This is a genomic window from Corynebacterium sp. HMSC056E09 (genome assembly GCF_001813425.1).
GTDB lineage: Bacteria > Actinomycetota > Actinomycetes > Mycobacteriales > Mycobacteriaceae > Corynebacterium > Corynebacterium hesseae.
On sequence record NZ_KV812477.1, the window covers coordinates 21,392 to 45,541 of the forward strand.

A 24,150-nucleotide genomic window follows, 5' to 3' on the forward strand; every position below is an offset into this window, starting at 1 on the left:
CTAGTCGCTTTCTGCGTCATCGACGTCGCGGGCAAGTTCACGGGCCGCGGCGTTGAAGGTATCGAGAACAGAGAGCAGAGCTTCTTGGGCATTGATGACGCCCACGTTAAGCGCGTGGAAGAGCTGGTCTTCGTTCAGTCCGGCAGTGGTGACGAAGCAGGCGTCACCGCGCAGCTCCACCTCATCCTCGACCAGCCCGACGAGCGCGCGCCCATCGAATGCGCCTGCATTGAACTCATTGCACAGGACGTGGAAGATGGGGAGCATGTCGGCGTTGAGCTGCGTGGAGAGTACGCACTCGATGCGCACGAGGCCCTCTTCCACGGTGATGACCCAGTCCAGATCGTTGAGGCGGGCAACTGCGGCAGTCGCATCCTCCGGGTGCGCAGTGGCCGCCATGTCCAGTTCGGTGCTGTTCAGCGCGGTGAGCACGCGATCCCGGCTCACGGCGGGCAGTGGTGAGCCGGACATGATATCGAAGGGATCGGAACCTACGGATGCATTCTGGTTCGTTGTCGAGTTGTGGCTCATGCTTGCTCCTCCTTATCCCAGGTGACTGCCTGCGGGAAGCGCTGCGCCACGATATCGAAGATTTCCGCGAAGCTGGCGAGCGAGCTCAGCAGGAAGTGGCCCAGCTGGGCCAAGGAGAGGCCTTCGCCCACAGCCATGGCGCGGTTGGCTCCTAGGTGGATTTCCTCGTTTCCCTTTGCATCCTCTTCCACGAGGTAACTCAACGTCGGTGCAACGCTAGCCCAGTTCAGCTCCGCCACGGCGGCGGCCACGTCTTGCTCCAGGTGTGCGGGAAGCGTGCCTTCCCAGGAGGCGAAGGCGCTCAACACGTCACCCTCGGCGTCAAGGTCACAGTGCACCGCGATATGGGGGACACCGGTCTGCAGCACGCGCCGCGCGGATGCGGTGTCGCCAGTGTCAGCGTCCTCGGTGGCTTCCGGTGCTGCCTCGACGAGGGCATAGTCGGCGTCGATAAGCTCGCACAACTGCGCCAACCGGTCGATGGTGACCGGCTCAACCACGTGGAGATCGGTCACTGCTGTTCACCCTGGGCGTCCTCGGATCCCTCGCCTGCCTGCGCGGCGGACTCGGACCCGAGCTTGGCCATTTCTTCGGCGGCGGCGACCATGGCGTTCTGGGCGTTGATGACGCCGTCCACGGAGGCGCGCAGTGCGGCTGCGAGTTGTTCGTCGGTCATCCCGGCCGCGAATGGAAGGTCGGCTTCAGTGCGAACGAGGAGCATGCCGTCGAAGTCCGCGATCACCGCGCGGGCACCCATGGCCACGGAGTTGATCTGGTTGGCCGCCAGGAAAAGGCCTGCATCAGCTTTGGCGTAGTTGACGTCCGTCGGCACATCACAGCGCACGATGGCAACGCTCTCCAACACGGCGAACATGCAGGGCAGACCGTTGAGGTTTGCAGTGGCGGCATCGTCGCGGCCGGTGACTGGCTCGAGTTCGATGTCGAAGGTCTTCATCGCCTCGATGATGCGGTCGAGGGTGACCTCCGGCAGTGCGTGCGGGTCTTCGGCGGCGGTGGTTGTCGGATTAGTCATGGTTGTGCTCCTTCCAGGTAACGAGCTGCGGGTACTGCTGTTCAATCCACTCGAAGGACTGCAACACGGCATCCAAGGTAGACATGACGAACGCGCCAAGCTGGTTGCGGGAGGCGCCATGTGTCACGTCGAGATCACGCGCACCAGACACCGCCAGGGCGTTGTCGGGCGCCTCGAAGAAGCGGAAAGTCGGGGTGAAATGGCCCTGGTTCCACGCGTTGATGTGCATGAGGAGCGCAGGTCCCTCAGAGGCGGGGACCGAGCCGCGCCACACGGAATCGACGATGAGTGAGGAGCCAACGAGCTGGAAGGCAATGGCGGCGTTGGAGAAACCGGTGCGCAGAAGGTTGACCGTCTGGCCGTCCTGGGTCTTTTGCTCTTCGATGCGGTACTCCAAGTTCTCTGACTCAAAGATCTCCGCGATGCGCTCGAGGGTGACCTCCTCGATGGGGGTGTCGGGCTGCAGCTGGCGCTGCTGCGTGTCGTCGTGATTAGTGGTGTCCGTCAATTCTTCTACTCACTTTGCTACTTGCTACATATTTCTTAATCTTTTCCGGCCCCGACACTACCGGAGCCGTCCTCCTCGGGTGCGCAGGTGGGGGCATCGACGAGCTGTTCGCCGCCGAGTTCGTGGGCAAGCGCTGGTTTTAGCTCTGGGTAGCGGAAGACGTGGCCCAGATTCTCCAGCCGGCTGGGCACCACCTTCTGGTTAGCCAGTGCGAGCTCGCGTGCGCCTTCCTTACCCAGCAGCAGGGCGGGCCCGACGCTGGGAATGGGGATGAAGGTGGGACGGTGGAGCAGGGCGCCGAGGGCGTCGACATAGTCTCGGTTGAGCACCGGCTGCGGGGAGACCCCGTTGATCGCGCCCTGCCACTCTGAGTCGAGTGCGGCGCGGACAAACATGTCTGAAAGATCGTCCTGTGCAACCCAGCTATTCCACATGGTGCCCTTGCCGAACGCGCCGCCGAGTCCAGTAGAAAACAATGCACGTAGCAGCGGGAGGATACCCGCGTTGGCTGATTGCACTATGCCGGTGCGCAGGTTCACCACGCGCTTTCCCGCCTCGCGCGCCGGCGCGCAGGCCTCCTCCCACGCCCCCACGACGTCGGCGAGGAAACCATCCCCACGCTCCGATTCTTCGGTGAGATCCTCGTCGCCCCGGTCCGGACCGTAGATGCCGATGGCGGAGGCGCAGACCATCGCTGACACGGACGGTGTCTGGGCTACAAGCTGGGCCAACAGGTGAGTGGGGCCCACGCGCGAATCCCGGATCGCCTCCTTGTGAGCGGTGTTAAAACGACCGAAGATTGGCTCCCCGGCTAGGTGGATGAGAACATCGATTCCCTCCAATAAATCCTTGGCGGGAATGTTTGGGCGCCACAAGCGTTCGCCGGCGCCCGGGGAGGAGCGCACTAGAGGCACGACGGTATGACCCAAGGTGCCGAGTTGCGAGGCTACAGCAGCGCCAACCGTCCCGTGTGTTCCCGTAATCGCTATAGTGCGGGGCTCGGCGTTGAGCTCACCGAGCCGTTGCGCAAAGCGAAAGTCTTCGATGAGCTGTTGCTGACGGTAGGCAAAGACCGACTCCACCGCACCCGTGGGAATGCGTGTGTCCACCTTGTCGGTGATGAGTGTGCCTTCCGGGTGATCCTCAAAGAAGTGCTCATGGCGCCAGTTCGCCAGCGAACGGAAGGGGGCGTTGATGCACACATCCGCAAAGGAACGCCGCGGCTGGTACCTACTCAAATCATGCCGGGCAACCCATTTCAGGCCGCCAGGCAAGCTCAAGACCGATGTTCCGTCTGCCAGTGACTCGGCCTGCTGCAGGGGAGACATGAATCCAAATGGCGCGGTGAGGCGGGCGAGCGCCCCGGGGCGGGTGTGCCATTGCCATACCTCTTCGCGCGGGGCTGGAACAACGTGCTGGGTAGTAAAACTCACTGTCTATGGACCTGCCTCAGAAAATTCGGGGGTGCGAGGGCGTATACAGCACGGATGAAGAGTGCTATGGTTGGTGCTGGCTTTCAAGCATAGACAAGTCCTATTAACCATTGTCCGACATCCTTTAAAGACCGCACCGTGAGGCGGGGAAGGAGGTCACGATGAGTGAAACCGGCACCCACGCGGAGTCCAACGAGCTGCTGAGCTCGAAAGACGTCGCGCGTACTGTCGCACGCATCGCGCACCAGATCATTGAGAAAACGGCGCTTGATTCGAGTGAATCTCCTCGGGTCCTGCTCTTAGGCATTCCCTCTGGTGGCGTGCCTTTAGCGCAGCGCCTTGCCGAAAAGATTGAGGAATTCTCCGGGGTGGAGGTTCCCTGGGGCTCCCTTGACATCACGTTGTACCGCGACGATCTCTATGCTCGCCCGCACCGGGCATTGCAGCCCACCACAGTCCCAGCCGGTGGTATCAACGGCGCCACGGTCATCCTTGTTGATGATGTGCTGTACTCCGGCCGCACCATCCGCGCCGCGTTGGACGCCCTGGCAGATATCGGGCGCCCCGACATTATTCAACTTGCCGTCCTCGTGGACCGCGGACACCGCCAGGTTCCCATCCGTGCTGATTACGTGGGCAAGAACATCCCCACCGCACGCGACGAGGACGTCACCGTCTACAACGCCGACATCGATGGCCGTGACGCCGTCGTTCTTACCCGCTTCACTGCACAGCCCGGCAAGGAGGCATAAATGAAGCACCTCATTAATATCGCCGACCACAGCGCCGAGGAAATCCTTGGGCTCATGGATGAGGCCGACCGTTTCCGGGAAGCCTTGGACGGCCGCGAAGTCAAGAAGTTGCCGACTCTGCGCGGGCGAACCGTGTTTACGTTGTTCTATGAGAACTCCACCCGTACTCGTTCCTCCTTTGAAACGGCGGGAAAGTGGATGTCGGCGGATGTCATCAACCTCTCTGCGTCGACGTCCTCGGTGAAGAAGGGCGAGTCCCTCAAGGACACTGGGCTGACGCTGACCTCCATCGGCGCCGATGCCATCATCATCCGCCATCCTTCCTCCGGCGCGGCGCAGCAGCTGGCCGGTTGGGTAGCACCGGGAGGACAGGGACCGAGCGTGATTAACGCCGGCGATGGTGCCCACCAGCACCCCACGCAGGCGCTTCTCGACGCCGTCACGATGCGCCAGCGCCTACACCTTGGTACGGATCGCTCCGCCTCTGGCACCGGCTTCGAGGGCCTGAACGTCACCATCGTCGGTGACTGCCTGCACTCCCGCGTCGTGCGCTCCAACGTGGACCTGCTGTCGACGTTGGGCGCTGAGGTTACGCTTGTCGCTCCGCCGACGCTGCTGCCCTTTGGCGTCGACACCTGGCCGGTGCGCGTCTCCCATGACTTCGACTCCAAGGTGGCCAAGGCTGATGTCGTCATGATGCTGCGCGTCCAAGCAGAGCGTATGAACGGCGGCTTCTTCCCCTCGCACCGCGAGTATGCAGCTCTTTACGGGATGTCCAAGGACCGCGCTGCTGCCATGAAGAAGGACGCCATCATCATGCACCCGGGCCCCATGGTCCGCGGCATGGAAATCAACTACGCGGTGGCTGACTATGACAACACCGCGGTGCTCCAGCAGGTCCACAACGGTGTCCACGTGCGCATGGCCACCCTCTTTACGCTGCTCACCAACGGCGAGAACGCCGGTATCTAAAACGAGTTATCTCATAAATCAACGAGGAGAGCTTTTCAGAAACCATGACTACTTATCCAGACACCGGCGTGCTCTCTGCTCCCGCGGCGGGCACCTTGCTCATCACCAATGTTCGCCCCTATGGGGAAGGGGAACCCACTAACATCCTGATCAAGGATGGCGTCATCGAGGCGATCGGCGCCGCCGATATCACCCCAGCGGAAGGTGTCGACCGCACTATCGACGGGGGCGGCAACGTGCTGCTTCCGGGATTGGTGGACATGCACGTCCACCTGCGTGAGCCAGGCCGCGAGGACACCGAGACCATCGAGACCGGCTCGCGGGCGGCCGCCAAGGGCGGGTTTACTGCCGTGTTCACCATGGCGAATACCTCCCCGGTCACGGACCAGCCGATCATTGCGGAGTCCGTTTGGGCCAAGGGCCAGGCGCGCGGTTTGTGCGACGTCCATCCGGTTGGCTCCATCACGAAGGGCTTGGAGGGCAAAACGCTGACCGAGTTCGGCATGATGGCCCGCTCGGATGCCAAGGTGCGCATGTTCTCGGACGACGGCAAGTGTGTCCAGGACCCGCAGCTCATGCGCCGTGCCTTGGAATACGCCAAGGGGCTCGACGTCCTGCTGGCCCAGCACGCGGAGGATCACCGTATGACCGAAGGCGCGAGTGCCCATGAGGGCGAGGTTGCCGCCCGCCTGGGTCTGCGCGGCTGGCCGCGCGTGGCTGAGGAATCGATCGTGGCGCGCGACGCACTGCTCGCGCGTGACTACGGCAACCGCATGCACATCTGCCACGCTTCGACGAAGGGCACAGTCGAGCTGCTCAAGTGGGCTAAGGAGCAGGGGATTCCGCTGACCGCTGAGGTGACACCGCACCACCTGCTGCTGACCGATGACAAGCTGGTGACCTATGACGGCGTCTTCCGCGTCAACCCGCCGCTGCGCGAGGAATCCGACACCCTGGTCCTGCGCCAGGCATTGCTCGACGGGCTTATCGACGTCGTGGCAACGGACCACGCCCCGCACGGCAGCGAAGACAAGTGTGTCGAGTTCGAGCACGCCAAGCCGGGCATGTTGGGACTTGAATCCTCCCTGGCGGTCATCGCCAAGCTCTTTGTCGCCACTGGCCTGGCGGATTGGCGCTTCGTTGCTCGCGTCATGTCGGAGCGTCCGGCGGAGATTACCCGCCTGCCCGGCCATGGTCGCCCGATTGCAGTCGGCGAGCCGGCCAACCTCACCATCGTTGATCCGGAACATGAGTGGGTATCAGATTCCACCCGCCTGGCCTCGAAGTCGGAGAACAACCCCTATGAGGGGGAGGAGTTTGGCGCGCGCGTTACCTACACCATCCTGCGCGGCGCGGTGACCTATGACCTCTCAGCTGAAAGTGGTGACGAGGCAGACGAATAATCGGGATAATCGAGAGTCAGAGTTGCTCAACCCGAGTACCCAACGCTCATAGCCAACACAACCAACCCTTCACCGACAAAATCACTGAAAGGTTTAACGCACAGTGACTTCCACTAGCACCACTCCCGCCATCCTGGTCCTCGCCGATGGCCGTACTTTCCGTGGCTTCGGCTTCGGCGCCACGGGCACAACCCTGGGCGAGGCCGTCTTTACTACCGCCATGACTGGCTACCAAGAGACCATGACTGACCCGTCTTATCACCGTCAGATCGTGGTTGCCTCCGCGCCCCAGATTGGTAATACGGGCTGGAACGATGAGGACAGCGAGTCCCACGGCGACCAGATTTGGGTTGCCGGCCTTGTTATCCGTGACCTTGCCCGCCGTGTTTCCAACTGGCGCGCCGCCCGTTCCCTGCCGGAGGAGATGGAGAAGCAGGGAATCATCGGCATCGGCGGAATTGATACCCGTACCCTGGTGCGTCACCTGCGTAACCACGGTTCCATCAAGGCCGGTATCTTCTCCGGCGAGGCAGCTGAGCGGGACGTCGAGGAGCTCATCGCTGAGGTCAAGAATCAGCCATCCATGGCAGGTCTCGACTTGTCCGAAGAAGTCTCGACCGATGAGGTCTACACCTTCCCAGCTGTAGGGGAGAAGCGCTTCACCGTCGTGGCCTATGACATGGGTGTGAAGACCGCAACCCCGAAGAATTTCGCCGAGCGCGGCATCGAGACCATCGTGGTTCCAGCCAACACTCCTTTTGAGGAGATCAAGCAGTACAACCCGGATGGCGTGTTTGTCTCCAACGGTCCGGGCGACCCGGCTACCGCTGACACCATGGTGGGCATTGTGCGCGATATCCTTGCTGCCAAGTACCCCTTTTTTGGCATCTGCTTTGGCAACCAAATCCTCGGCCGCGCGCTGGGTATGGACACCTACAAGCTGAAGTTCGGTCACCGCGGTATCAACGTCCCGGTGCGCAACCAGCTCACCGGCAAGATCGATATCACCTCCCAGAACCACGGCTTCGCCCTGGCCAGCCCCTCGGGCAAGGAAGACCCGGCGGGCGAGGAGTTCGATACTGACTTCGGCCCGGCAGTTGTGTCCCACACCTGCCTCAACGACAACACCATCGAGGGCGTAGCGCTCAAGAACGGTATGGCCTACTCCGTGCAGTACCACCCCGAGTCCGCCGCCGGCCCGCACGATGCTAACCCGCTCTTTGACCAGTTCATCGAGCTCATGACTGAGAAGTCCCCGAACAAGTAGAACGCAACCAGGAAGAGGAAGAAGAAACTAATGCCAAAGCGCAACGACATCAATCACGTCCTGGTTATCGGCTCCGGCCCGATTGTTATTGGCCAGGCCTGCGAGTTCGACTACTCCGGCACCCAGGCCTGCCGCGTGCTCAAGGAGGAAGGCCTGCGCGTCACGCTGGTCAACTCCAACCCGGCAACGATTATGACCGACCCGGAGTTCGCCGACCACACCTATGTGGAACCCATCGAGCCCGAGTTCATCGAGAAGATTTTCCAGAAGGAAAAAGAAGAGGGCAATCCTATCGACGCCGTCCTGGCAACCCTCGGTGGCCAGACCGCCCTCAACGCCGCCGTACAGCTGGACCGCCTGGGCATCCTGAAGAAGTACGATATCGAGCTCATCGGTGCCGATATCGACGCCATCGAGCGCGGCGAGGATCGCCAGAAGTTCAAGGACATCGTGGCCTCCATCGGCGGCGAATCCGCACGCTCCCGCGTGTGCCACACCATGGATGAGGTTCACGAGACCGTCGCCGAGCTCGGCCTCCCGGTTGTCGTGCGCCCGTCCTTCACTATGGGCGGTCTGGGCTCTGGTCTGGCCTTCAACGAGGAGGACCTCGACCGTATCGCCGGCGGCGGCCTGGCTGCTTCCCCGGAGGCGAACGTCCTGATCGAGGAGTCCATCCTGGGCTGGAAGGAGTTCGAGCTTGAGCTCATGCGCGATGGCGACGATAACGTCGTGGTCATCGCTTCCATCGAGAACGTCGACGCCCTTGGCGTCCACACCGGCGACTCCGTCACCGTGGCCCCAGCCTTGACCTTGACTGACCGCGAGTACCAGAAGATGCGCGACCAAGGCATCGCCATCATCCGCGAGGTCGGCGTCGACACCGGCGGCTGCAATATCCAGTTCGCTGTGAACCCGGATGACGGCCGGATCATCACCATCGAGATGAACCCGCGCGTGTCCCGCTCTTCGGCACTGGCTTCCAAGGCCACCGGCTTCCCGATTGCCAAGCTGGCTGCCAAGCTGGCTATCGGCTACACCCTGGATGAGGTGCGCAACGACATCACCGGCGTGACCCCGGCCGCCTTCGAGCCGACGCTGGACTACGTCATTGTCAAGGCTCCGCGCTTTGCCTTCGAGAAGTTCCCGGGCGCTGATGACACCCTGACCACCACGATGAAGTCTGTGGGCGAGGCCATGGGCATTGGCCGCAACTACATCTCCGGCCTCAATAAGGTCATGCGCTCGCTGGAGGGCAAGCCTTCTGGTTTCTGGACCAAGCCGGATGAGTATTTCGCCGGTGAGCGCGCCACCGACCTCGACGCCGTGCTCAAGGATCTAGAGCGCCCGACCGAGGGCCGTATGTACGACATCGAGCTGGCGCTGCGTTTGGGTGCTACCGTTGAGCAGCTCCACGAGCACTCCCACCTGGACCCGTGGTTCTTGGCGGAGCTCGAAGCACTCGTGCAGTTCCGCGAGGAGCTCGAGAACGCCCCAGTGCTCGACGCGCAGTTGTTGCGCCGCGCCAAGGTCTTTGGCCTCTCTGATGCCCAGATTGCCGCGCTTCGCCCGGAGTTCGCTGGTGAGGATGGCGTGCGTTCCCTGCGCTGGTCCCTGGGTATTCGCCCGGTCTACAAGACCGTTGATACCTGTGCGGGCGAGTTCGAGGCTCAAACTCCGTACCACTACAGCACCTACGAGATGGATCCGAACGCGGAATCCGAGGTTCGAGCCAGCTCCGAAAAGACCAAGGGCAAGGTCATCATCTTGGGCTCCGGCCCGAACCGCATCGGTCAAGGCATTGAGTTTGACTACTCCTGCGTGCATGCCGCGCTGGAACTCTCCCGCGAGGGCTATGAGACGGTTATGGTCAACTGCAACCCGGAGACAGTATCGACGGACTACGACACTGCAGACCGCCTCTACTTCGAGCCCTTGACCTTCGAGGATGTCATGGAGGTCTACCACGCAGAGGCCGCCTGTGGTGAGGTAGCCGGTGTCATCGTCCAGCTGGGCGGGCAGACTCCGTTGGGCTTGGCCGAGCGCCTGACCGCCGCGGGCGTTCCGGTCGTCGGTACTTCTGCCGCCGCCATCGACCTGGCGGAAGACCGCGGCGAGTTCGGTAAGGTGCTTGCCGCTGCCGAGCTTCCAGCACCGGACTTCGGCACCGCCACCTCCTTCGATGAGGCCCGCGAGGTCGCCGCGAGCATCGGCTACCCAGTGCTGGTCCGCCCGTCCTACGTGCTGGGCGGCCGCGGCATGGAGATTGTCTATGACGAAGACTCCCTGCGTGACTACATCGAGCGCGCCACCGAGATCACCTCGGATCACCCGGTGTTGGTGGACCGCTTCCTCGACAACGCCATCGAGATCGACGTCGACGCGCTGTGCGACGGCGAGGAGGTCTACCTCGGCGGAGTCATGGAGCACATCGAGGAGGCGGGTATCCACTCCGGCGACTCCTCCTGCGCCTTGCCGCCGATGACGCTCGGCCCGGAGGATATTGAAAAGGTGCGGGAGTCGACGCGTCGTCTAGCGCACGGTATCGGCGTCAAGGGCCTGATGAACGTCCAGTACGCGCTTAAGGACGACACCCTCTACGTCATCGAGGCCAACCCGCGCGCGTCCCGCACGGTGCCGTTCGTGTCCAAGGCCACCGGTGTGCCGATGGCTAAGGCCGCAGCTCGCGTCATGCTCGGCGCGTCCATCGCGCAGCTCAAGGATGAGGGAATCATCCCGTCCACCTATGACGGCGGCTCCCTGCCCATTGAGCACCCGATTGCGGTTAAGGAAGCCGTGCTGCCGTTTAACCGCTTCCGCCGCCCGGACGGTCAGCTGCTCGACACGCTGCTCTCCCCGGAGATGAAGTCCACCGGTGAGGTCATGGGCTTGGCCGACAACTTCGGCGCAGCTTATGCCAAGGGTGAGATGGCCGCCTTCGGCGAGCTGCCGACGGAGGGCACGGTCTTCGTGTCTGTGGCCAACCGCGACAAGCGCACGCTGATCTTCCCGATTCAGCGCCTGGCCTACATGGGCTACACCATCGTCGCCACGGCAGGCACCGCGCAGATGCTGCGCCGCAATGGCGTGGAGTGCGAGGTGGCAGTCAAGGTCTCCGAGGCTGAGGAGGGACAAGAGTCCATCGTCGACGCCATCCTGGCCGGCAAGGTCGACCTCATCCTCAACACCCCGGCCGGTTCCGCCGGTGCACGCCACGACGGCTATGACATTCGCGCCGCGGCAGTATCCGTCGGGGTTCCGCTGGTGACGACCGTTCAGGGCGTTACCGCGGCGGTGCAGGGCATCGAGGCGCTGCGTCAGGGAGATCTTAAGGTACGCGCGCTGCAGGAGCTCAAGCATGACCCAGCCAACTAATGCTGCACCTACCTTTGGCGATCGCCTTGTCGCCGCCGGTAGGCAACGAGGGCGTCTGTGCGTAGGTATTGACCCACACCCACACCTCCTGGAGGCGTGGGGCCTGTCAGTCGACGTCGACGGCCTGCGCACCTTCAGTATGCGTTGCGTAGAGGCATTCGCCGACACGGCAGCTGTAGTCAAGCCGCAAGTGGCGTTCTTTGAGCGCTGTGGTTCGCGCGGATTCGCCGTCCTCGAAGAGGTTCTGGCAGCACTGCGCGAGCAAGGCTGCCTGAGTCTGGCCGATGCTAAACGCGGCGATATCGGCTCCACCATGGCTGGTTATGCCGAGGCCTGGCTGGGGGAGGACTCGCCGTTGCGCGCGGACGCGGTGACGGTATCGCCTTACCTCGGCGTGGGAGCGTTGAGTCCTGTCTTCGACATTGCGGAAAAGACCGGTGCTGGTGTCTTCGTCCTTGCGGCGACCTCCAATCCGGAGGCCGTAGCGTTGCAATCGCTGAGCGTCGATGGCCGCAGCGTAGCGCAGCGCGTCGTTGATGAACTCGGACAGCGCAATGCCGCGGCAATGGCCACGGATGACGCTGTAGGAGCGCTCGGAGTGGTTGTCGGTGCGACACTCGACGCGCCGCCGGTATTAGACCATTTACATGGTCCGGTTCTTCTTCCGGGCGTGGGCGCGCAGGGCGCGACTCCAGCTGATGTTAGGCAACTCACCTCCGCGGCGCCCGAGCTGGGCTTTGCCAACGTCTCTCGAGCCATCCTTTCGGCAGGTCCAGACGTTGCTGACCTGCGCAAAGCCGTAATAGATACGGCTGCCGAGTTCCGAGACTAAAGAGCTCGGTCTCAAACGGCGCGCTGGATTAACAGGCGCGCCGTTTACCTGGTATTTTGTTTAAGGCATGTGCGTTGACGTGCAGGAACCTTTAATAGAAAGGGGCCGGGTTACGTCATCGCGTACAGACCAGTGCTAGGATTGCCAGAAGTCGGTTCGCGGCGGTAGCAAAAGCTACCCCGCGCTGGGGAAATCTTCCCACCGTGAGCCGAGATTCTGGTGTTAGCCATCAGATGACAATGTTCGTACTAATGAAATCGGAGGAAACCCGTGGCCCTTCCCAAGTTGACAGATGAGCAGCGCAAAGAAGCTCTCGCAAAGGCCGCTGAGGCTCGCAAGGCTCGCGCTGAGCTCAAGGCTGCGCTGAAGCGCGGCGAAACCAACCTACAGGAAGTACTGGAGAAGGCCGAGACCGATGAGATCATCGGTAAGACCAAGGTCTCCGCGCTTCTCGAGGCTCTGCCGAAGGTTGGCAAGGTCAAGGCTAAGGAAATCATGGAGGACCTGGAGATTGCTCAGACCCGCCGCCTGCGTGGCCTGGGTGACCGTCAGCGCCGCGCCCTGCTCGAGCGTTTCGGCTACGGCGAGTAATTAGCGCAATGGCTGACGAAACTGCACGCGGGCGCCTGGTCGTTCTGGCCGGGCCGTCCGCTGTGGGTAAGTCCACTGTGGTTTCGCGCCTGCGCGATGATGTAGACAACCTTTACTTCAGCGTCTCGATGACGACGCGCCAACCCCGCCCCGGCGAGTCTGATGGGGTGGACTACTTCTTTGTCTCCCCGGAGGCTTTCCAGGAACACATAGACGCCGGAGACATGCTCGAATGGGCAGAGATCCACGGTGGTTTGCAGCGTTCTGGTACGCCGGCTCAACCCGTTAGGGAAGCGATGTTGGCTGGTCGCCCAGTGTTGGTGGAGGTTGATCTTGCAGGCGCCCGCAACGTGAAGGCGGCGATGCCGGAGGCGGAAACCGTGTTTCTGGCCCCACCGTCCTGGGAGGTTTTGGTGGAGCGCCTGACTGGGCGCGGTACCGAGCCACAGGATGTGATTGACCGCCGTTTGCACACCGCAGAAACGGAACTTGCCGCGCAAAAAGAGTTCGACCACATCGTTGTCAATGACAATCTCGATGAGGCCGTTGCTGCAATTAGTGCTATCCTGCGTGGATAGACCACGATTTTGACCATCTACCAACAGTAAAGGTGCATGTGACCAACGTGACCACACCTGCCAATTCTGAGGCCGCAAAGCCGGAGCCAGTATTCGATCCGCCGACGGGTATCACTGACCCGCCTATCGATGAGCTGCTGGGCAAGGTCTCGTCTAAGTACGCCCTGGTGATCTTCGCCGCTAAGCGCGCACGTCAGATCAACAGCTACTACAAGGAACAGGACGAAGGCGTCTTCGAGTTCGTCGGACCGCTGGTGACCCCGGAGCCGGGCGAGAAGCCGCTGTCCATCGCACTGCGCGAGATCGACGCCGGCCTGCTGGACCACGAGGAAGGCAACTAGCCTTCGCCCCGTGAAGGCAGCAGCCTAGCGCGTATTCCGAAATAGACCCACCCTAGTGTCGCTTGAGGCGCTTGGGTGGGTTTGTTGTGTCTTGGGTACTATCGTCCGAGTGAAGGATGTACAGCAAACCCCAGATAGTCCAGAGAGCAGCACTGCCTCGGCTCCCGCAGAGGCGGCTTCATCGGGTGCAGGCGGAACCGCGCAGCCGCGTCGCATCCTTGTTGGCGTGGCCGGCGGTATCGCAGCCTATAAAGCGTGTCATCTGATTCGGGACTTCACTGAGCACGGCGATGATGTCCGCGTGATTCCTACAGAAGCCGCGTTAAATTTCGTCGGTGCAGCCACCTTCGAGGCCCTGTCAGGGCATCCGGTCTCGACTACCGTTTTCGATGCAGTCGATGAGGTGCAGCATGTCGCGCTGGGGCAGCAGGCCGATGCCGTCGTCATCGCCCCAGCCACCGCTGACTTGATCGCTCGGTTGGCCTGTGGCCGCGCCGATGATCTGCTGAGCGCCTCTGTGTTGGTTGCTACGTGTCCTGTCATCATTGCCCCAGCTATGCACACGGAGATGTGGCTCAATCCAGCGACGCAAGACAACGTGGCGACATTGCGTCGTCGCGGCGTTATCGTGATGGAACCGGCCCATGGGCGGCTCACCGGCGTTGATACCGGCGCAGGCCGCTTGCCGGAACCGGGGCAGATAGCGGAGTTTGCCCGCACGATTATGGCTGGCCACCGCGTGGCGCATGATTGGCAGGGGCTCAAGGTCGTGATTTCTGCTGGGGGAACGCAGGAGAACCTAGATCCGGTGCGGTACCTGGGCAATCGTTCCTCTGGTCGCCAGGGCTTTGCCTTGGGAGAAGTAGCCGCGCAGCGCGGTGCAGAAGTTACTATCGTTGCCGGGAATACTGACGCGCTTCCTATTCCATCAGGCGCCTCCGTTGTGCGGGTGACTTCCACTCGCGATATGCACAAGGCAATGAACGCCGAAGCAGCGGATGCGGATATCGTCATCATGGCTGCAGCTGTTTCAGACTATCGGCCGGCTTCCGTCGCGGACTCCAAGATGAAGAAGGGGACCGCTGACGAGGACTTAGATCATCTCGAGCTGGTGGAAAACCCGGATATCCTCAAGGGGTTGGTCGAACGCCGCGAGAATGGGGACTTGAAGCGCGATGCCATCATCGTCGGTTTTGCAGCGGAGACCGGGGATGCACACACGAGCGTGCTCGAGTACGCCCAGCAAAAATTCGTGAAGAAGGGGTGCGATGTACTCATGGCCAACGAGGTTGGGGAGGGCAAGGTCTTCGGACAGCCAACGAGTGCAGGGTGGATCCTTCGGAAGGGTGCTGATCCGGTGGAGGTTGAACCGGGATCGAAGCAGGTTGTAGCTGCCCAGATACTTAACGTGGTGAATGAAATTCTGGAAAGGTAGCGCTCGTTCTTGCAGCTGTAGACCGCTTGGTCTACGATGGGGCCGTGTTATTAGCCGGGGCGTGGGATAGGCGCTGCCTTGCCCACGGCGCGCAGAACTAGTTTAAGGAAGATTTGTGACTGAAACAGCTGTTCAGGCGGTACGTCTTTTTACCAGCGAATCCGTGACAGAAGGTCACCCGGATAAGATTTGTGACGCTATCTCGGACGCCATTCTTGACGCCCTTCTTAAGGAAGACCCAAACGCACACGTCGCCGTGGAGACTCTTGTCACCACGGGCCAAGTTCACGTTGTGGGTGAGGTGCGCACCTCCGGGTATGTGGAGATCCCGCAGATTGTACGCAAGACCCTCGTTGAGATCGGGTTTACTTCCTCTGACGTGGGATTTGACGGCCACACCTGCGGAGTCAACGTAGCGATTGGTGAGCAATCCCAAGAGATTGGCGCCGGAGTGGACGCCTCAACCGAGGTTCGCTCGGGCCAGTTTGAGGACGACGATCAATATGGCGCTGGCGACCAAGGCCTCATGTTCGGCTACGCAACGAATGAGACTCCAGAATTCATGCCGCTGCCGATCTCTACGGCACACCACCTTTCGCGTCGCCTCACCCAGGTCCGCAAGGAAGGCATCGTTCCTTCCCTGCGCCCAGATGGCAAGACCCAGGTCACCTTTGCATATGACGAGAACGATGTGCCGACTCGCTTAGAGACAATTGTCATCTCCACCCAGCATGATCCGGAGGTGACCCAGGAATGGCTCGCGGAGCAGCTTCGTACCCATGTAGTCGAGTGGGTCGTCAACGATGCGAACCTGAGCAAGTACTACACCGAAGACACCGAGCTCCTCATCAACCCCTCTGGTTCCTTCATTCTTGGCGGGCCAATGGGCGATGCAGGCCTGACTGGACGCAAGATCATCGTCGACACCTACGGCGGCATGGCCCGCCACGGTGGCGGTGCCTTCTCCGGCAAGGATCCGAGCAAGGTGGACCGCTCAGCCGCCTACGCTATGCGTTGGGTAGCTAAGAACATCGTGGCCGCCGGTCTGGCCGACCGCGCCGAAGTGCAGGTTGCATACGCTATTGGCCGCGCGAAGCCCGTTGGTCTCTATGTCGAGACCTTCGGCACTGCTCAAGCCGGTTTGAGCGATGCCGACATTCAGGCTGCGGTGGACAAGGTTTTTGATCTGCGCCCCGCCGCCATTATCCGCGAGCTCAACCTGCAGCGCCCGATCTACCGTCAAACCGCGGCCTACGGCCACTTTGGCCGCACCGATGTTGACCTTCCATGGGAGGACACCTCGCGGGCCGTCGACTTGCGCCGCGCCGCCGGCCTGTAGAATCGGGCGCTATGCCCAAGAAGACACCCGCCGCCCAGCAACCGGTCGCGCGGGTGTTGCCTTTGTTGGGGGTAGCGCACCTGGACCGCGAATTCGACTACCTCATCGATGAATCGGATTCGCAGGCCGCCCAGCCAGGCGTACGCGTGCGCATTCGCTTCAATGGTCGACTGGTCGACGCCATCCTGCTCTCCCGCGCCAGCGATTCCGACTTCGCTGGATCGCTTCGCTATATCGATCGCGTCATTTCCCCCTTTGCGGTGTACTCGCCGGAAATGTCGGCGCTCATCGAATCCCTTGCAGCCCGTTATGGCGGCGTGCGCTCCGATATCATCCGCGCCGCCATCCCGGCGCGTCATGCCAAGGCTGAGGAAGCGGATGTCGATACACCGTGGGAAGAATTAGGTACAGCGGAGCACCCGGATCTCTCTGCGTGGTCCGGGTACCAGCATGGTGAGTCCTTCGTGGACTCGGTGCTGTCGGGCCATATTGCGCGAGCAGCATGGCAGATAGCGCCGGGGGAGGATTGGGCAAGCGCGCTGGCAGCGCTGGGCACCAGTGTGGCGCTCCAAGGCGGCGGCGTGCTCATGGTCGTACCGGACCAGAAGGACCTGGATCAGCTCGAGGAGGCCTTTCGCCGCCACGTCTCTGCCAAACAAATCACGGTGCTCGCGCACAGCACCGGCCCCCAGGCGCGCTATCGCCGCTATCTATCGGCGTTGACGGGTCAAGCTCGAATCGTCATCGGAACTCGCTCCGCCGCCTTCGCCCCAGTCAAGGGCCTCCAATTGGCCGTCCTGCTCAACGATGGCGACGATAGCCTGGTTGACAACCTCAAGCCCTATGTCCACTCCAGGGAAGTGCTGAGCACACGCTCCGCGCAGGAAGGTTGCAGCCTCATCCTCGCCGGCCACGCCCGCACCGCGGAAGCCCAACTGCTCGTTGAATCGGGGTGGGCCCACGATCTTCTACCCGCCGCGAACACACTGGAAGATAGGCGCCCCGAAATCGTTGCGGTGGGTGCGTATGGCGTCAACGTGGCCCGCCATATGCGGGGAGGCACGACGTCGGTAAGCGGCCCCGCCTTCCAAGCCACGCGCGCAGCCCTCGACCGCGGCGAGCCCGTCCTTGTTCAAGTCCCGCGCAAGGGCTACGCCCCAATCCTCGCCTGTGGGCAGTGTGCATCTCCTGCACGGTGTCGTCATTGCAACGGTCCCTTAGGTCTGCCTTCCGCTCGCGGCTCGAAGCACGAGTCGACCGATTCTGCGGCGCTGCCCACGTGCCGGTGGTGCGGGCGCGTTGACGCGCATTACCGCTGTTCGGAGTGCGGCTCACCGCGATTACGCGCCATCGTGTTGGGCTCCGAGCGCACTGCGGAAGAGATGGGCCGGGCCTTTCCCAATACACGCGTGATTCAATCCGGTGGATCCACCGTCGTAAATGAAATCCCAGACGCGCCGGCGCTCGTCATCGCGACACCCGGCGCGGAGCCGCGCGTAGCGAAGAACGGGATGTACGGGGCTGCGCTCCTTGTGGAAACCGGAGCGTTGCTTGGCCGCCAGGATCTGCGCGCCACGGAGGACACGTTGGCCACATGGGCCGCGGCGGCCACCCTCGTTGCGCCAGCCAAGGAGGGTGGTGTCGTTATCGTCGCCGCTGATGAACAGCTGCCGCTTGTGGATTTCTTTAGCCGGTGGGACATGGTAGGTGCCGCGGCGGCCGAGTTGCAGGCGCGCCGCGAGGTTCGCTTTCCGCCCGCGGTGCATATGGCGGCGATCGACGGGGCGGACGCCTCCCTCGATGCCTTCCTGGAGCTAGCGGAACTGCCGGAGCATGCGGAGCTTCTCGGGCCCGTACCGTTGCCGCCTGGCGTGAGCTTGCCGGGTGAATACGATCATGAGCGCGGCGGCGAACCACAGCGTCTGCTAATTCGAACCCCGCTGGGCCCGAGGTCCCTGCTGGGCCAGGCCTTGCGCACAGCCAATTCCTTGCGCAGCGCTCGCAAGGATGTCTTGCCTCTGCGTATCGCCGTGGATCCGATAAACATCGGTTAACGCTGCGCTCCTTTCCACCCCTGTCGAGCGCCTCCCGCGGAAGGTGAACTATTCTCGGTGCAGGAGCGCGGAGGGTCCTGGGCAGGCGAGGAATGCCTAGGCCGACAACCCCCGCACGACGTGCCACACCGTCAACCACGAGGAGTACCACTATGACCGTGCGAGAGGTTCGTCTCTACGGCGACCCGGTCCTCACCACCAGAGCTGAGGAAATCACCGAGTTCGGGCCATCACTGGAACGCTTGGCTCAGGACATGCTGGAGACAATGGAAGCCGCAGGGGGAGTAGGTCTAGCGGCCAACCAGATCGGTGTGACCAAACGCATCTTTGTCTTCGATTGCTCGCATTATCAGCATGGTTTGCGCGGTGCCGTCATTAACCCGGTATGGGAAGCGGTGGGCCAGGACATGCAGTTGGGGACCGAAGGTTGCTTGTCCATCCCCGGCATTTCTCAGCCCACTGAACGCTTTTCTACCGTACGTCTGCGCGGATTCGACCCACACGGCCGCCCGATATCCATGCTTGCCTCTGGGCTGATGGCGCGTTGTATCCAACACGAGACGGACCACTTGGATGGGATCTTGTTCTTGCAGCGTTTGAGCGATGAACTGCGGAAGGACTCTATGAAAACCATCCGCCAATCGGAGTGGTTCAACACATAGCCGTAGCCCTTCTTAATCAGCAGTACAGCAGACTTACTTTTGAACATTAGATTTAGAAACTCTCACACGAGAAAGGCATGCTCTAGCAGTGCGTATTGTTTTTGCCGGAACCCCGGAGCCCGCAGTTGTGGCTTTGGAGAAGCTCATCGACTCACCCCATGAGGTGGCCGCCGTCATTACTCGGCCTGACGCCCGCCGGGGCCGTGGCCGCACCGTTCATCCAAGTCCGGTGAAGGCACTGGCGGAAAAGCACGGTATCGAGGTGCTCACGCCGACCACACTTAAGCCTGGCACCGAGGACGGTGATGCCCTGCGTGCACGACTAGCAGACATTGCTCCCGAGGCTATCCCCGTGGTTGCCTACGGAAACCTGATCACCGAGGACTTGCTGAGCCTTCCGACGCACGGTTGGGTGAACCTTCACTTCTCCCTGCTCCCGGCGTGGCGAGGCGCGGCACCGGTGCAAGCAGCCATTGCGGCTGGGGATACTCGCACGGGTGCTACGACCTTCCGCATCGACCAAGGCCTGGATACTGGGGACATCCTCGCTACGATCGACGAGGACATCCAAGACACCGATACCGCGGATGACTTATTGACGCGGTTGGCCTATGCCGGTGGCGACCTCCTCGTGCGGACCATGGATGGGTTGGAAGACGGCAGCATCGCGCCGCAGCCGCAAGTAGGTGAAGCCTCCTACGCGCACAAGATCTCTACCGACGATGCCCGCATTGACTGGACTGCGCCCGCCGAGGCCGTTGATCGCCACATTCGCGCGCATACCCCGGGGCCGGGTGCTTGGACCCTGTTGGGGCAGTCACGCTTAAAGCTTGGTCCAGTAGAACCTGTGCCACCCACAGAACTTGAGGACCGTACTGAACACTCCGCGCTTTCCGCATTGCAGCCGGGTGAAGTCCACGTGGCCAAGAAGGAAGTGATGGTCGGTACTGGCAGCTCCCCGGTTCGTTTGGGAAAGATTCAACCGCCAGGCAAGAAGATGATGAATGCCGCCGACTGGGGCCGCGGGCTTGCACACCAGGCTTCGCAGTCAGTAGAAGGCGGCGAGGATGAGGTGAAGTTCTCATGAGCGGAGGTTTTAGATCCCGCAGCAAGTCAGGCGATCCTGCAGACCGCGCGCAGCGTGGGAAGCAGCAACGCGGCGGTGCGAAACGCACTGCCAAGGGCAACAGGGAGCGTCGCGGCGGTCAGCGTCACGATACACGTCGCCCAGCGCCGTCGACCTCGGTGGTTTCTGCCGCGCAGCGCTGCGGGGTGGATCGTCCACGCGCGGTGGCTTTCGAAGTATTGCAACGCGTGGATGCAGACGATGCCTTTGCCAACCTCACGCTGCCGAAAGCCGTACGTGCCAATAGCCTCAGTGGCCGCGATGCTGCCTTCGCCACCGAGTTAACCTACGGCACGCTGCGGACCGAGGGCGTGCTCGATGCCGTCATCGCCGAGTGCGCCTCTCGTGGCCTCGACGCTATCGCCCCCGACGTGCTCACCGCCCTGCGAATGGGAACCTACCAGGTGCTCTATACCCGCGTTGAGGCACACGCGGCTGTCGATACTACCGTGCGCCTCGTGGAGGCAGCTGGCCAGGACAAGGCTAAAGGTTTTGCCAACGGCATCATGCGCACCATCACCCGTACGCCGGCGCAAGCGTGGTTGGATCAGCTTGCTCCCCAAGGCCAGGTGGCTGCTTTGGCCTTCCGCCATGCCCATCCGGAGTGGATTGCCCGCTCCTTCGGCCGTGCCTTGGGCGTATTGGGCCCCGATAGCACTGGTGCGCTCAGCGCCGACCAGTCGCGTGAGCTGGAGTGCGCGCTCGAGGCGGACTCCCAACGCCCTGTTGTGCACTTGGTAGCGCGCCCCGGTGAGATCTCCGCCGAAGAACTCGCCCTGATCACCGGTTGCGAGGAAGGTCGCTATTCTCCCTATGCGGTCTACCTTGAGCACGGGGATCCTGGTTCGCTAGAGCCGGTTCGCCAGCGGCTAGCGGCGGTCCAGGACGAAGGTTCGCAGCTCATTGCCCGCGCGGTAACGGAAGCCGAGCTCAGTGGTGAAGACACCGGACGCTGGCTGGATCTGTGCGCCGGACCTGGTGGCAAGGCCGCCCTCATGGGTGCAATTGCACGCATAGAGGGCGCGACAGTCGATGCCGTCGAAGTCTCCCCGCATCGCGCCACGTTGGTGGAAAAGACGGTGGGGGACCTGCCAGTGCGCGTGCACCAAGCGGACGGCCGAGCACCAGGACTGAAACCAGGCTTCGACCGCGTGCTGGTCGACGCCCCCTGCTCCGGCCTAGGCGCGCTCCGCCGGCGCCCGGAAGCTCGCTGGCGCAAGGCCGAATCAGACATTGCGGAGCTTAACCAGCTGCAAACCGAGCTGCTCGAGTCCGCGTTGGAGCTGGTGCGCCCAGGTGGCGTCGTGGTGTACTCGACTTGCTCGCCGGACCTGCGTGAGACCAGGGGCATCGTGGATGCCGCCGTGCAACGGCACGCAGAGGGATCAGCGATTCACATCGAAGAACTGGATGCGCGCGACGTGCTGCCGGAGATGGGGGACCTTGGCGCCGAGCTGTCCGCGCAGATGTGGCCGCACCGCCATGGCACCGATGCGATGTTTTTCGCGGTCTTGCGCCGAGTAGCGGACTGAGGCTGCGAGAGGGACTAGGCTGAAGGTCATGTCTGCACTCTCGTCTGGTCCCATTATTTCCCCGTCCATCTTGGCCGCCGACTTCACCCGTTTGGGCGACGAGGTCCGCGCCGTGGCCAACGCGGATTGGATCCACGTTGACATTATGGATGGACACTTCGTCCCGAACCTGTCTTTTGGCCCGGATATCACTGCGACGGTGGACGGGATTACACCGCAGACGCTGGACGTTCACCTCATGATTGAGGAACCCGAGAAGTGGGTAGAAACCTACGCAAAGGCCGGCGCCGATTGCATCATCTTCCACGTCGAGGCCGTCGCCGACAAGGACGCGGCCATCGCCCTGGCGCGCACAATCCGGGATTTAGGTGTGCGCGCGGGCTTTTCCATTAAGCCGGGCACGCCGATCGAGCCTTGGCTGGACGCCCTCGAGCACTTCGACGAAGTGCTCGTTATGTCAGTTGAGCCGGGCTTTGGCGGTCAGAGCTTTATGCCGGATCAGCTGGACAAGGTGCGCGCCTTGCGCGCGGCCATCGACGAGCGCGGTCTGGACGTCCTCATCGAGATTGACGGTGGCATTTCCGCTGAAACGATTCGCTCCGCCGCCGAGGCGGGCTGCGATGCTTTCGTCGCAGGTTCCGCCATCTACAAACAAGCAGATAAGGCAGCGGCCGTCGACGAGCTGCGTAGCTTGGCCACGCTGTGATCCCACACCTAGACTCAGCGGTTCTCACGCGGGCGCTGCGTGTGGCCATGGAGGCCGGCGATAAGGTGCGCGGCACGACGAGCCCAAACCCGCCTGTAGGAGCGGTCATACTTGATGCCGCCGGCCGCGTCGCCGGTGTCGGCGCAACCCAGCCCCCGGGCGGTCCGCATGCCGAAGTCATGGCGTTGCGCGATGCGGGCGACAAGGCGCGCGGCGGCACGGCGGTCGTTACCTTGGAACCCTGTAACCACACCGGCCGTACTGGGCCCTGTGCGCAGGCGCTTATCGATGCCTCTGTGGCCGCCGTTTACTTCCTCCACCCAGACCCCACCCCGGAGGCCGGCGGCGGCGCGGCCACATTGCGCGGCGCCGGCATTACCGTGGGGCATATTGAGGCGCCGGAAGGCGTGAGCGATGCACTCGCCGGGTGGTTGGGTTCGGTGCGCTTGGGCAGGCCGCACGTGACGCTCAAGTTTGCCCAAAGCCTCGACGGGTTCACCGCCGCAGTGGATGGCAGCAGCCAATGGATTACCGGAGAGCAGGCTCGCGAGCATGTGCACCGCGACCGGGCACAAAGGGATGCCATCCTCATCGGCACGGGCACCGCGCTGGCAGATAACCCGTCGTTGACGGCACGCTACCCGGACGGCTCATTGCGTGAAACGCAGCCGCGGCGCGTCGTCATCGGCTCCCGGGACGTGGACCGAGGCGGAAGCAGTAATCTGGCAAAGCTAGGTTTCGAGCACTATGCCACCCCGCAGGAGGCGCTAGCCGAGCTATACGCCAGCGGCGCGCGCGACATTCTCGTCGAAGGCGGCGCTGGACTCGCGACGAGCTTTATGGAACTGGGCAGCGTGGATTTCATTCAGGCATACATCGGCAACGTCATCCTTGGCCAGGGCAGGGGAGTTCTCACTCGGGCTGTGGCCTCGAGCTTGGCGCTGGCTCCGAGGTGGGAGCGCGCGGCGGTTACCGAGCTTGGCGCCGACCTGCTCGTGGAATACCGGAAGAACGAGAAGTAGGAAAGGGGAGTACGGACTATGTTTACCGGACTCGTAGAAGAAGTCGGGCGCGTCGATAGCGTGGAACCGCAGGGCGATGCAGTCCGTTTGGGCATCGCGGCATCCACCGTGCTGAGTGATGCGCAGTTGGGTGATTCCATCGCTGTCAACGGCGTCTGCCTGACAGTAGCCGAGCTGGGAGAAGGAACCTTCATCGCAGACGTTATGAAGGAATCCTTGAACCGTAGTTCATTGGGAGAACTCGAAGTGGGTTCGGCGGTTAACCTCGAGCGGGCGGTGCTCCCAACGACTCGTTTGGGCGGCCACATCGTGCAAGGCCATGTCGATGGCACCGGCACGCTGCTTTCCCGCACCCCCTCGGAGCACTGGGAGGTGTTGCGTTTTAGCCTGCCGCGGGAGCTCGCCCGATACGTCGTGGAGAAGGGATCCATCGCCGTCCAAGGAACGTCCCTGACGGTGTCCGCGGTGTCGGCGGATGAAGATAAACCTGGCGCGGATGGCTTTTTTGAGGTCTCTCTCATTCCCACCACATTGCGCGATACCGTGTTTGGTGCGATGGCGCCCGGCGACCGCGTAAACCTCGAGGTAGACGTGGTTGCAAAGTATGTTGAGAAAATGGTTCACCCTAACGCCCACGCCGCGGGCACAGAGGGATAGAGTT

General features: G+C 62.3%; 23 protein-coding genes. 18 read left to right on the forward strand and 5 right to left on the reverse strand.

Features of this window, described 5'->3' with window-relative positions; genetic code table 11:
* Genes HMPREF2912_RS00680 through HMPREF2912_RS00700 form a run of 5 tightly spaced genes read right to left on the reverse strand, consistent with a single transcriptional unit; the run spans window position 1 to window position 3,505 of the window.
* Complete coding sequence (locus HMPREF2912_RS00680; protein ID WP_070524349.1) at window positions 1-531, reverse strand: hypothetical protein; 531 nt, start codon at window positions 529-531, stop codon at window positions 1-3.
* Window positions 528-1,046: a hypothetical protein gene (locus tag HMPREF2912_RS00685; protein WP_070683005.1), complete on the reverse strand. Its 519-nt coding sequence runs from the start codon at window positions 1,044-1,046 to the stop codon at window positions 528-530. The genes HMPREF2912_RS00680 and HMPREF2912_RS00685 overlap by 4 nt, the downstream gene beginning before the upstream one ends.
* Entirely contained in the window at window positions 1,043-1,564 is a 522-nt protein-coding gene (locus HMPREF2912_RS00690) for a YbjN domain-containing protein (RefSeq protein WP_070683007.1), read from the reverse strand. The genes HMPREF2912_RS00685 and HMPREF2912_RS00690 overlap by 4 nt, the downstream gene beginning before the upstream one ends.
* Window positions 1,557-2,072, reverse strand: coding sequence for a YbjN domain-containing protein (locus HMPREF2912_RS00695; protein ID WP_070683009.1), 516 nt, complete (start codon window positions 2,070-2,072; stop codon window positions 1,557-1,559). Before HMPREF2912_RS00695 ends, HMPREF2912_RS00690 begins: the two co-directional genes overlap by 8 nt.
* A 35-nt stretch (window positions 2,073-2,107) precedes the next feature.
* A complete protein-coding gene (locus HMPREF2912_RS00700; RefSeq protein WP_070683011.1) occupies window positions 2,108-3,505 on the reverse strand; it encodes a TIGR01777 family oxidoreductase in 1,398 nt (465 codons plus the stop codon).
* A gap of 161 nt (window positions 3,506-3,666) precedes the next feature.
* On the opposite strand from HMPREF2912_RS00700, the gene pyrR reads away from it, so the two are divergent.
* The 18 genes from pyrR (at window position 3,667) to HMPREF2912_RS00790 (ending at window position 24,146) form a co-directional block, all read left to right on the forward strand.
* Window positions 3,667-4,257, forward strand: a complete 591-nt coding sequence (pyrR, locus tag HMPREF2912_RS00705) for a bifunctional pyr operon transcriptional regulator/uracil phosphoribosyltransferase PyrR (RefSeq protein WP_070532978.1) — start codon at window positions 3,667-3,669, stop codon at window positions 4,255-4,257.
* Window positions 4,258-5,229, forward strand: coding sequence for an aspartate carbamoyltransferase catalytic subunit (locus HMPREF2912_RS00710; protein WP_070623512.1), 972 nt, complete (start codon window positions 4,258-4,260; stop codon window positions 5,227-5,229).
* 44 nt (window positions 5,230-5,273) lie between these two features.
* Window positions 5,274-6,632, forward strand: coding sequence for a dihydroorotase (locus HMPREF2912_RS00715; protein WP_070623510.1), 1,359 nt, complete (start codon window positions 5,274-5,276; stop codon window positions 6,630-6,632).
* Window positions 6,633-6,735: 103 nt separating this feature from the next.
* On the forward strand, window positions 6,736-7,899 hold the full coding sequence (gene carA, locus HMPREF2912_RS00720; protein WP_070623509.1) for a glutamine-hydrolyzing carbamoyl-phosphate synthase small subunit: 1,164 nt from the start codon (window positions 6,736-6,738) through the stop codon (window positions 7,897-7,899).
* 30 nt (window positions 7,900-7,929) lie between these two features.
* Window positions 7,930-11,271 (forward strand): carbamoyl-phosphate synthase large subunit, encoded by a 3,342-nt coding sequence (gene carB, locus HMPREF2912_RS00725; RefSeq protein ID WP_070564407.1) that lies wholly within the window; start codon window positions 7,930-7,932, stop codon window positions 11,269-11,271.
* Entirely contained in the window at window positions 11,255-12,103 is an 849-nt protein-coding gene (pyrF, locus tag HMPREF2912_RS00730) for an orotidine-5'-phosphate decarboxylase (protein WP_070623503.1), read from the forward strand. The genes carB and pyrF overlap by 17 nt, the downstream gene beginning before the upstream one ends.
* A gap of 270 nt (window positions 12,104-12,373) precedes the next feature.
* Window positions 12,374-12,694 carry an integration host factor, actinobacterial type gene (gene mihF, locus HMPREF2912_RS00735; RefSeq protein ID WP_010186801.1) on the forward strand — a complete coding sequence of 107 codons (321 nt, stop codon included), beginning with the start codon at window positions 12,374-12,376 and terminating at the stop codon, window positions 12,692-12,694.
* Between the two features lie 8 nt (window positions 12,695-12,702).
* Entirely contained in the window at window positions 12,703-13,272 is a 570-nt protein-coding gene (gmk, locus tag HMPREF2912_RS00740; protein WP_070524324.1) for a guanylate kinase, read from the forward strand.
* Between the two features lie 38 nt (window positions 13,273-13,310).
* Complete coding sequence (rpoZ, locus tag HMPREF2912_RS00745; RefSeq protein ID WP_070524322.1) at window positions 13,311-13,613, forward strand: DNA-directed RNA polymerase subunit omega; 303 nt, start codon at window positions 13,311-13,313, stop codon at window positions 13,611-13,613.
* Window positions 13,614-13,827: 214 nt separating this feature from the next.
* Window positions 13,828-15,048 (forward strand): bifunctional phosphopantothenoylcysteine decarboxylase/phosphopantothenate--cysteine ligase CoaBC, encoded by a 1,221-nt coding sequence (gene coaBC / locus HMPREF2912_RS00750; RefSeq protein ID WP_070623569.1) that lies wholly within the window; start codon window positions 13,828-13,830, stop codon window positions 15,046-15,048.
* 115 nt (window positions 15,049-15,163) lie between these two features.
* The gene (metK, locus tag HMPREF2912_RS00755; protein WP_070564415.1) at window positions 15,164-16,387 is read left to right on the forward strand and encodes a methionine adenosyltransferase; all 1,224 of its coding nucleotides are present in this window, start codon (window positions 15,164-15,166) and stop codon (window positions 16,385-16,387) included.
* Window positions 16,388-16,398: 11 nt separating this feature from the next.
* Complete coding sequence (locus tag HMPREF2912_RS00760; protein ID WP_070623497.1) at window positions 16,399-18,441, forward strand: primosomal protein N'; 2,043 nt, start codon at window positions 16,399-16,401, stop codon at window positions 18,439-18,441.
* Between the two features lie 152 nt (window positions 18,442-18,593).
* On the forward strand, window positions 18,594-19,103 hold the full coding sequence (gene def, locus HMPREF2912_RS00765) for a peptide deformylase (protein WP_070623494.1): 510 nt from the start codon (window positions 18,594-18,596) through the stop codon (window positions 19,101-19,103).
* An 88-nt stretch (window positions 19,104-19,191) separates the two neighbouring features.
* Window positions 19,192-20,190 (forward strand): methionyl-tRNA formyltransferase, encoded by a 999-nt coding sequence (fmt, locus tag HMPREF2912_RS00770; protein WP_070623491.1) that lies wholly within the window; start codon window positions 19,192-19,194, stop codon window positions 20,188-20,190.
* Entirely contained in the window at window positions 20,187-21,761 is a 1,575-nt protein-coding gene (locus HMPREF2912_RS00775; protein ID WP_070623488.1) for an RsmB/NOP family class I SAM-dependent RNA methyltransferase, read from the forward strand. Before fmt ends, HMPREF2912_RS00775 begins: the two co-directional genes overlap by 4 nt.
* Window positions 21,762-21,789: 28 nt before the next feature.
* Window positions 21,790-22,467, forward strand: a complete 678-nt coding sequence (gene rpe, locus HMPREF2912_RS00780) for a ribulose-phosphate 3-epimerase (RefSeq protein WP_070564430.1) — start codon at window positions 21,790-21,792, stop codon at window positions 22,465-22,467.
* On the forward strand, window positions 22,464-23,489 hold the full coding sequence (ribD, locus tag HMPREF2912_RS00785) for a bifunctional diaminohydroxyphosphoribosylaminopyrimidine deaminase/5-amino-6-(5-phosphoribosylamino)uracil reductase RibD (protein WP_083303831.1): 1,026 nt from the start codon (window positions 22,464-22,466) through the stop codon (window positions 23,487-23,489). Before rpe ends, ribD begins: the two co-directional genes overlap by 4 nt.
* Before the next feature lie 18 nt (window positions 23,490-23,507).
* Window positions 23,508-24,146, forward strand: a complete 639-nt coding sequence (locus HMPREF2912_RS00790) for a riboflavin synthase (RefSeq protein ID WP_070564433.1) — start codon at window positions 23,508-23,510, stop codon at window positions 24,144-24,146.
* The last annotated feature ends 4 nt before the right edge of the window (window positions 24,147-24,150 follow it).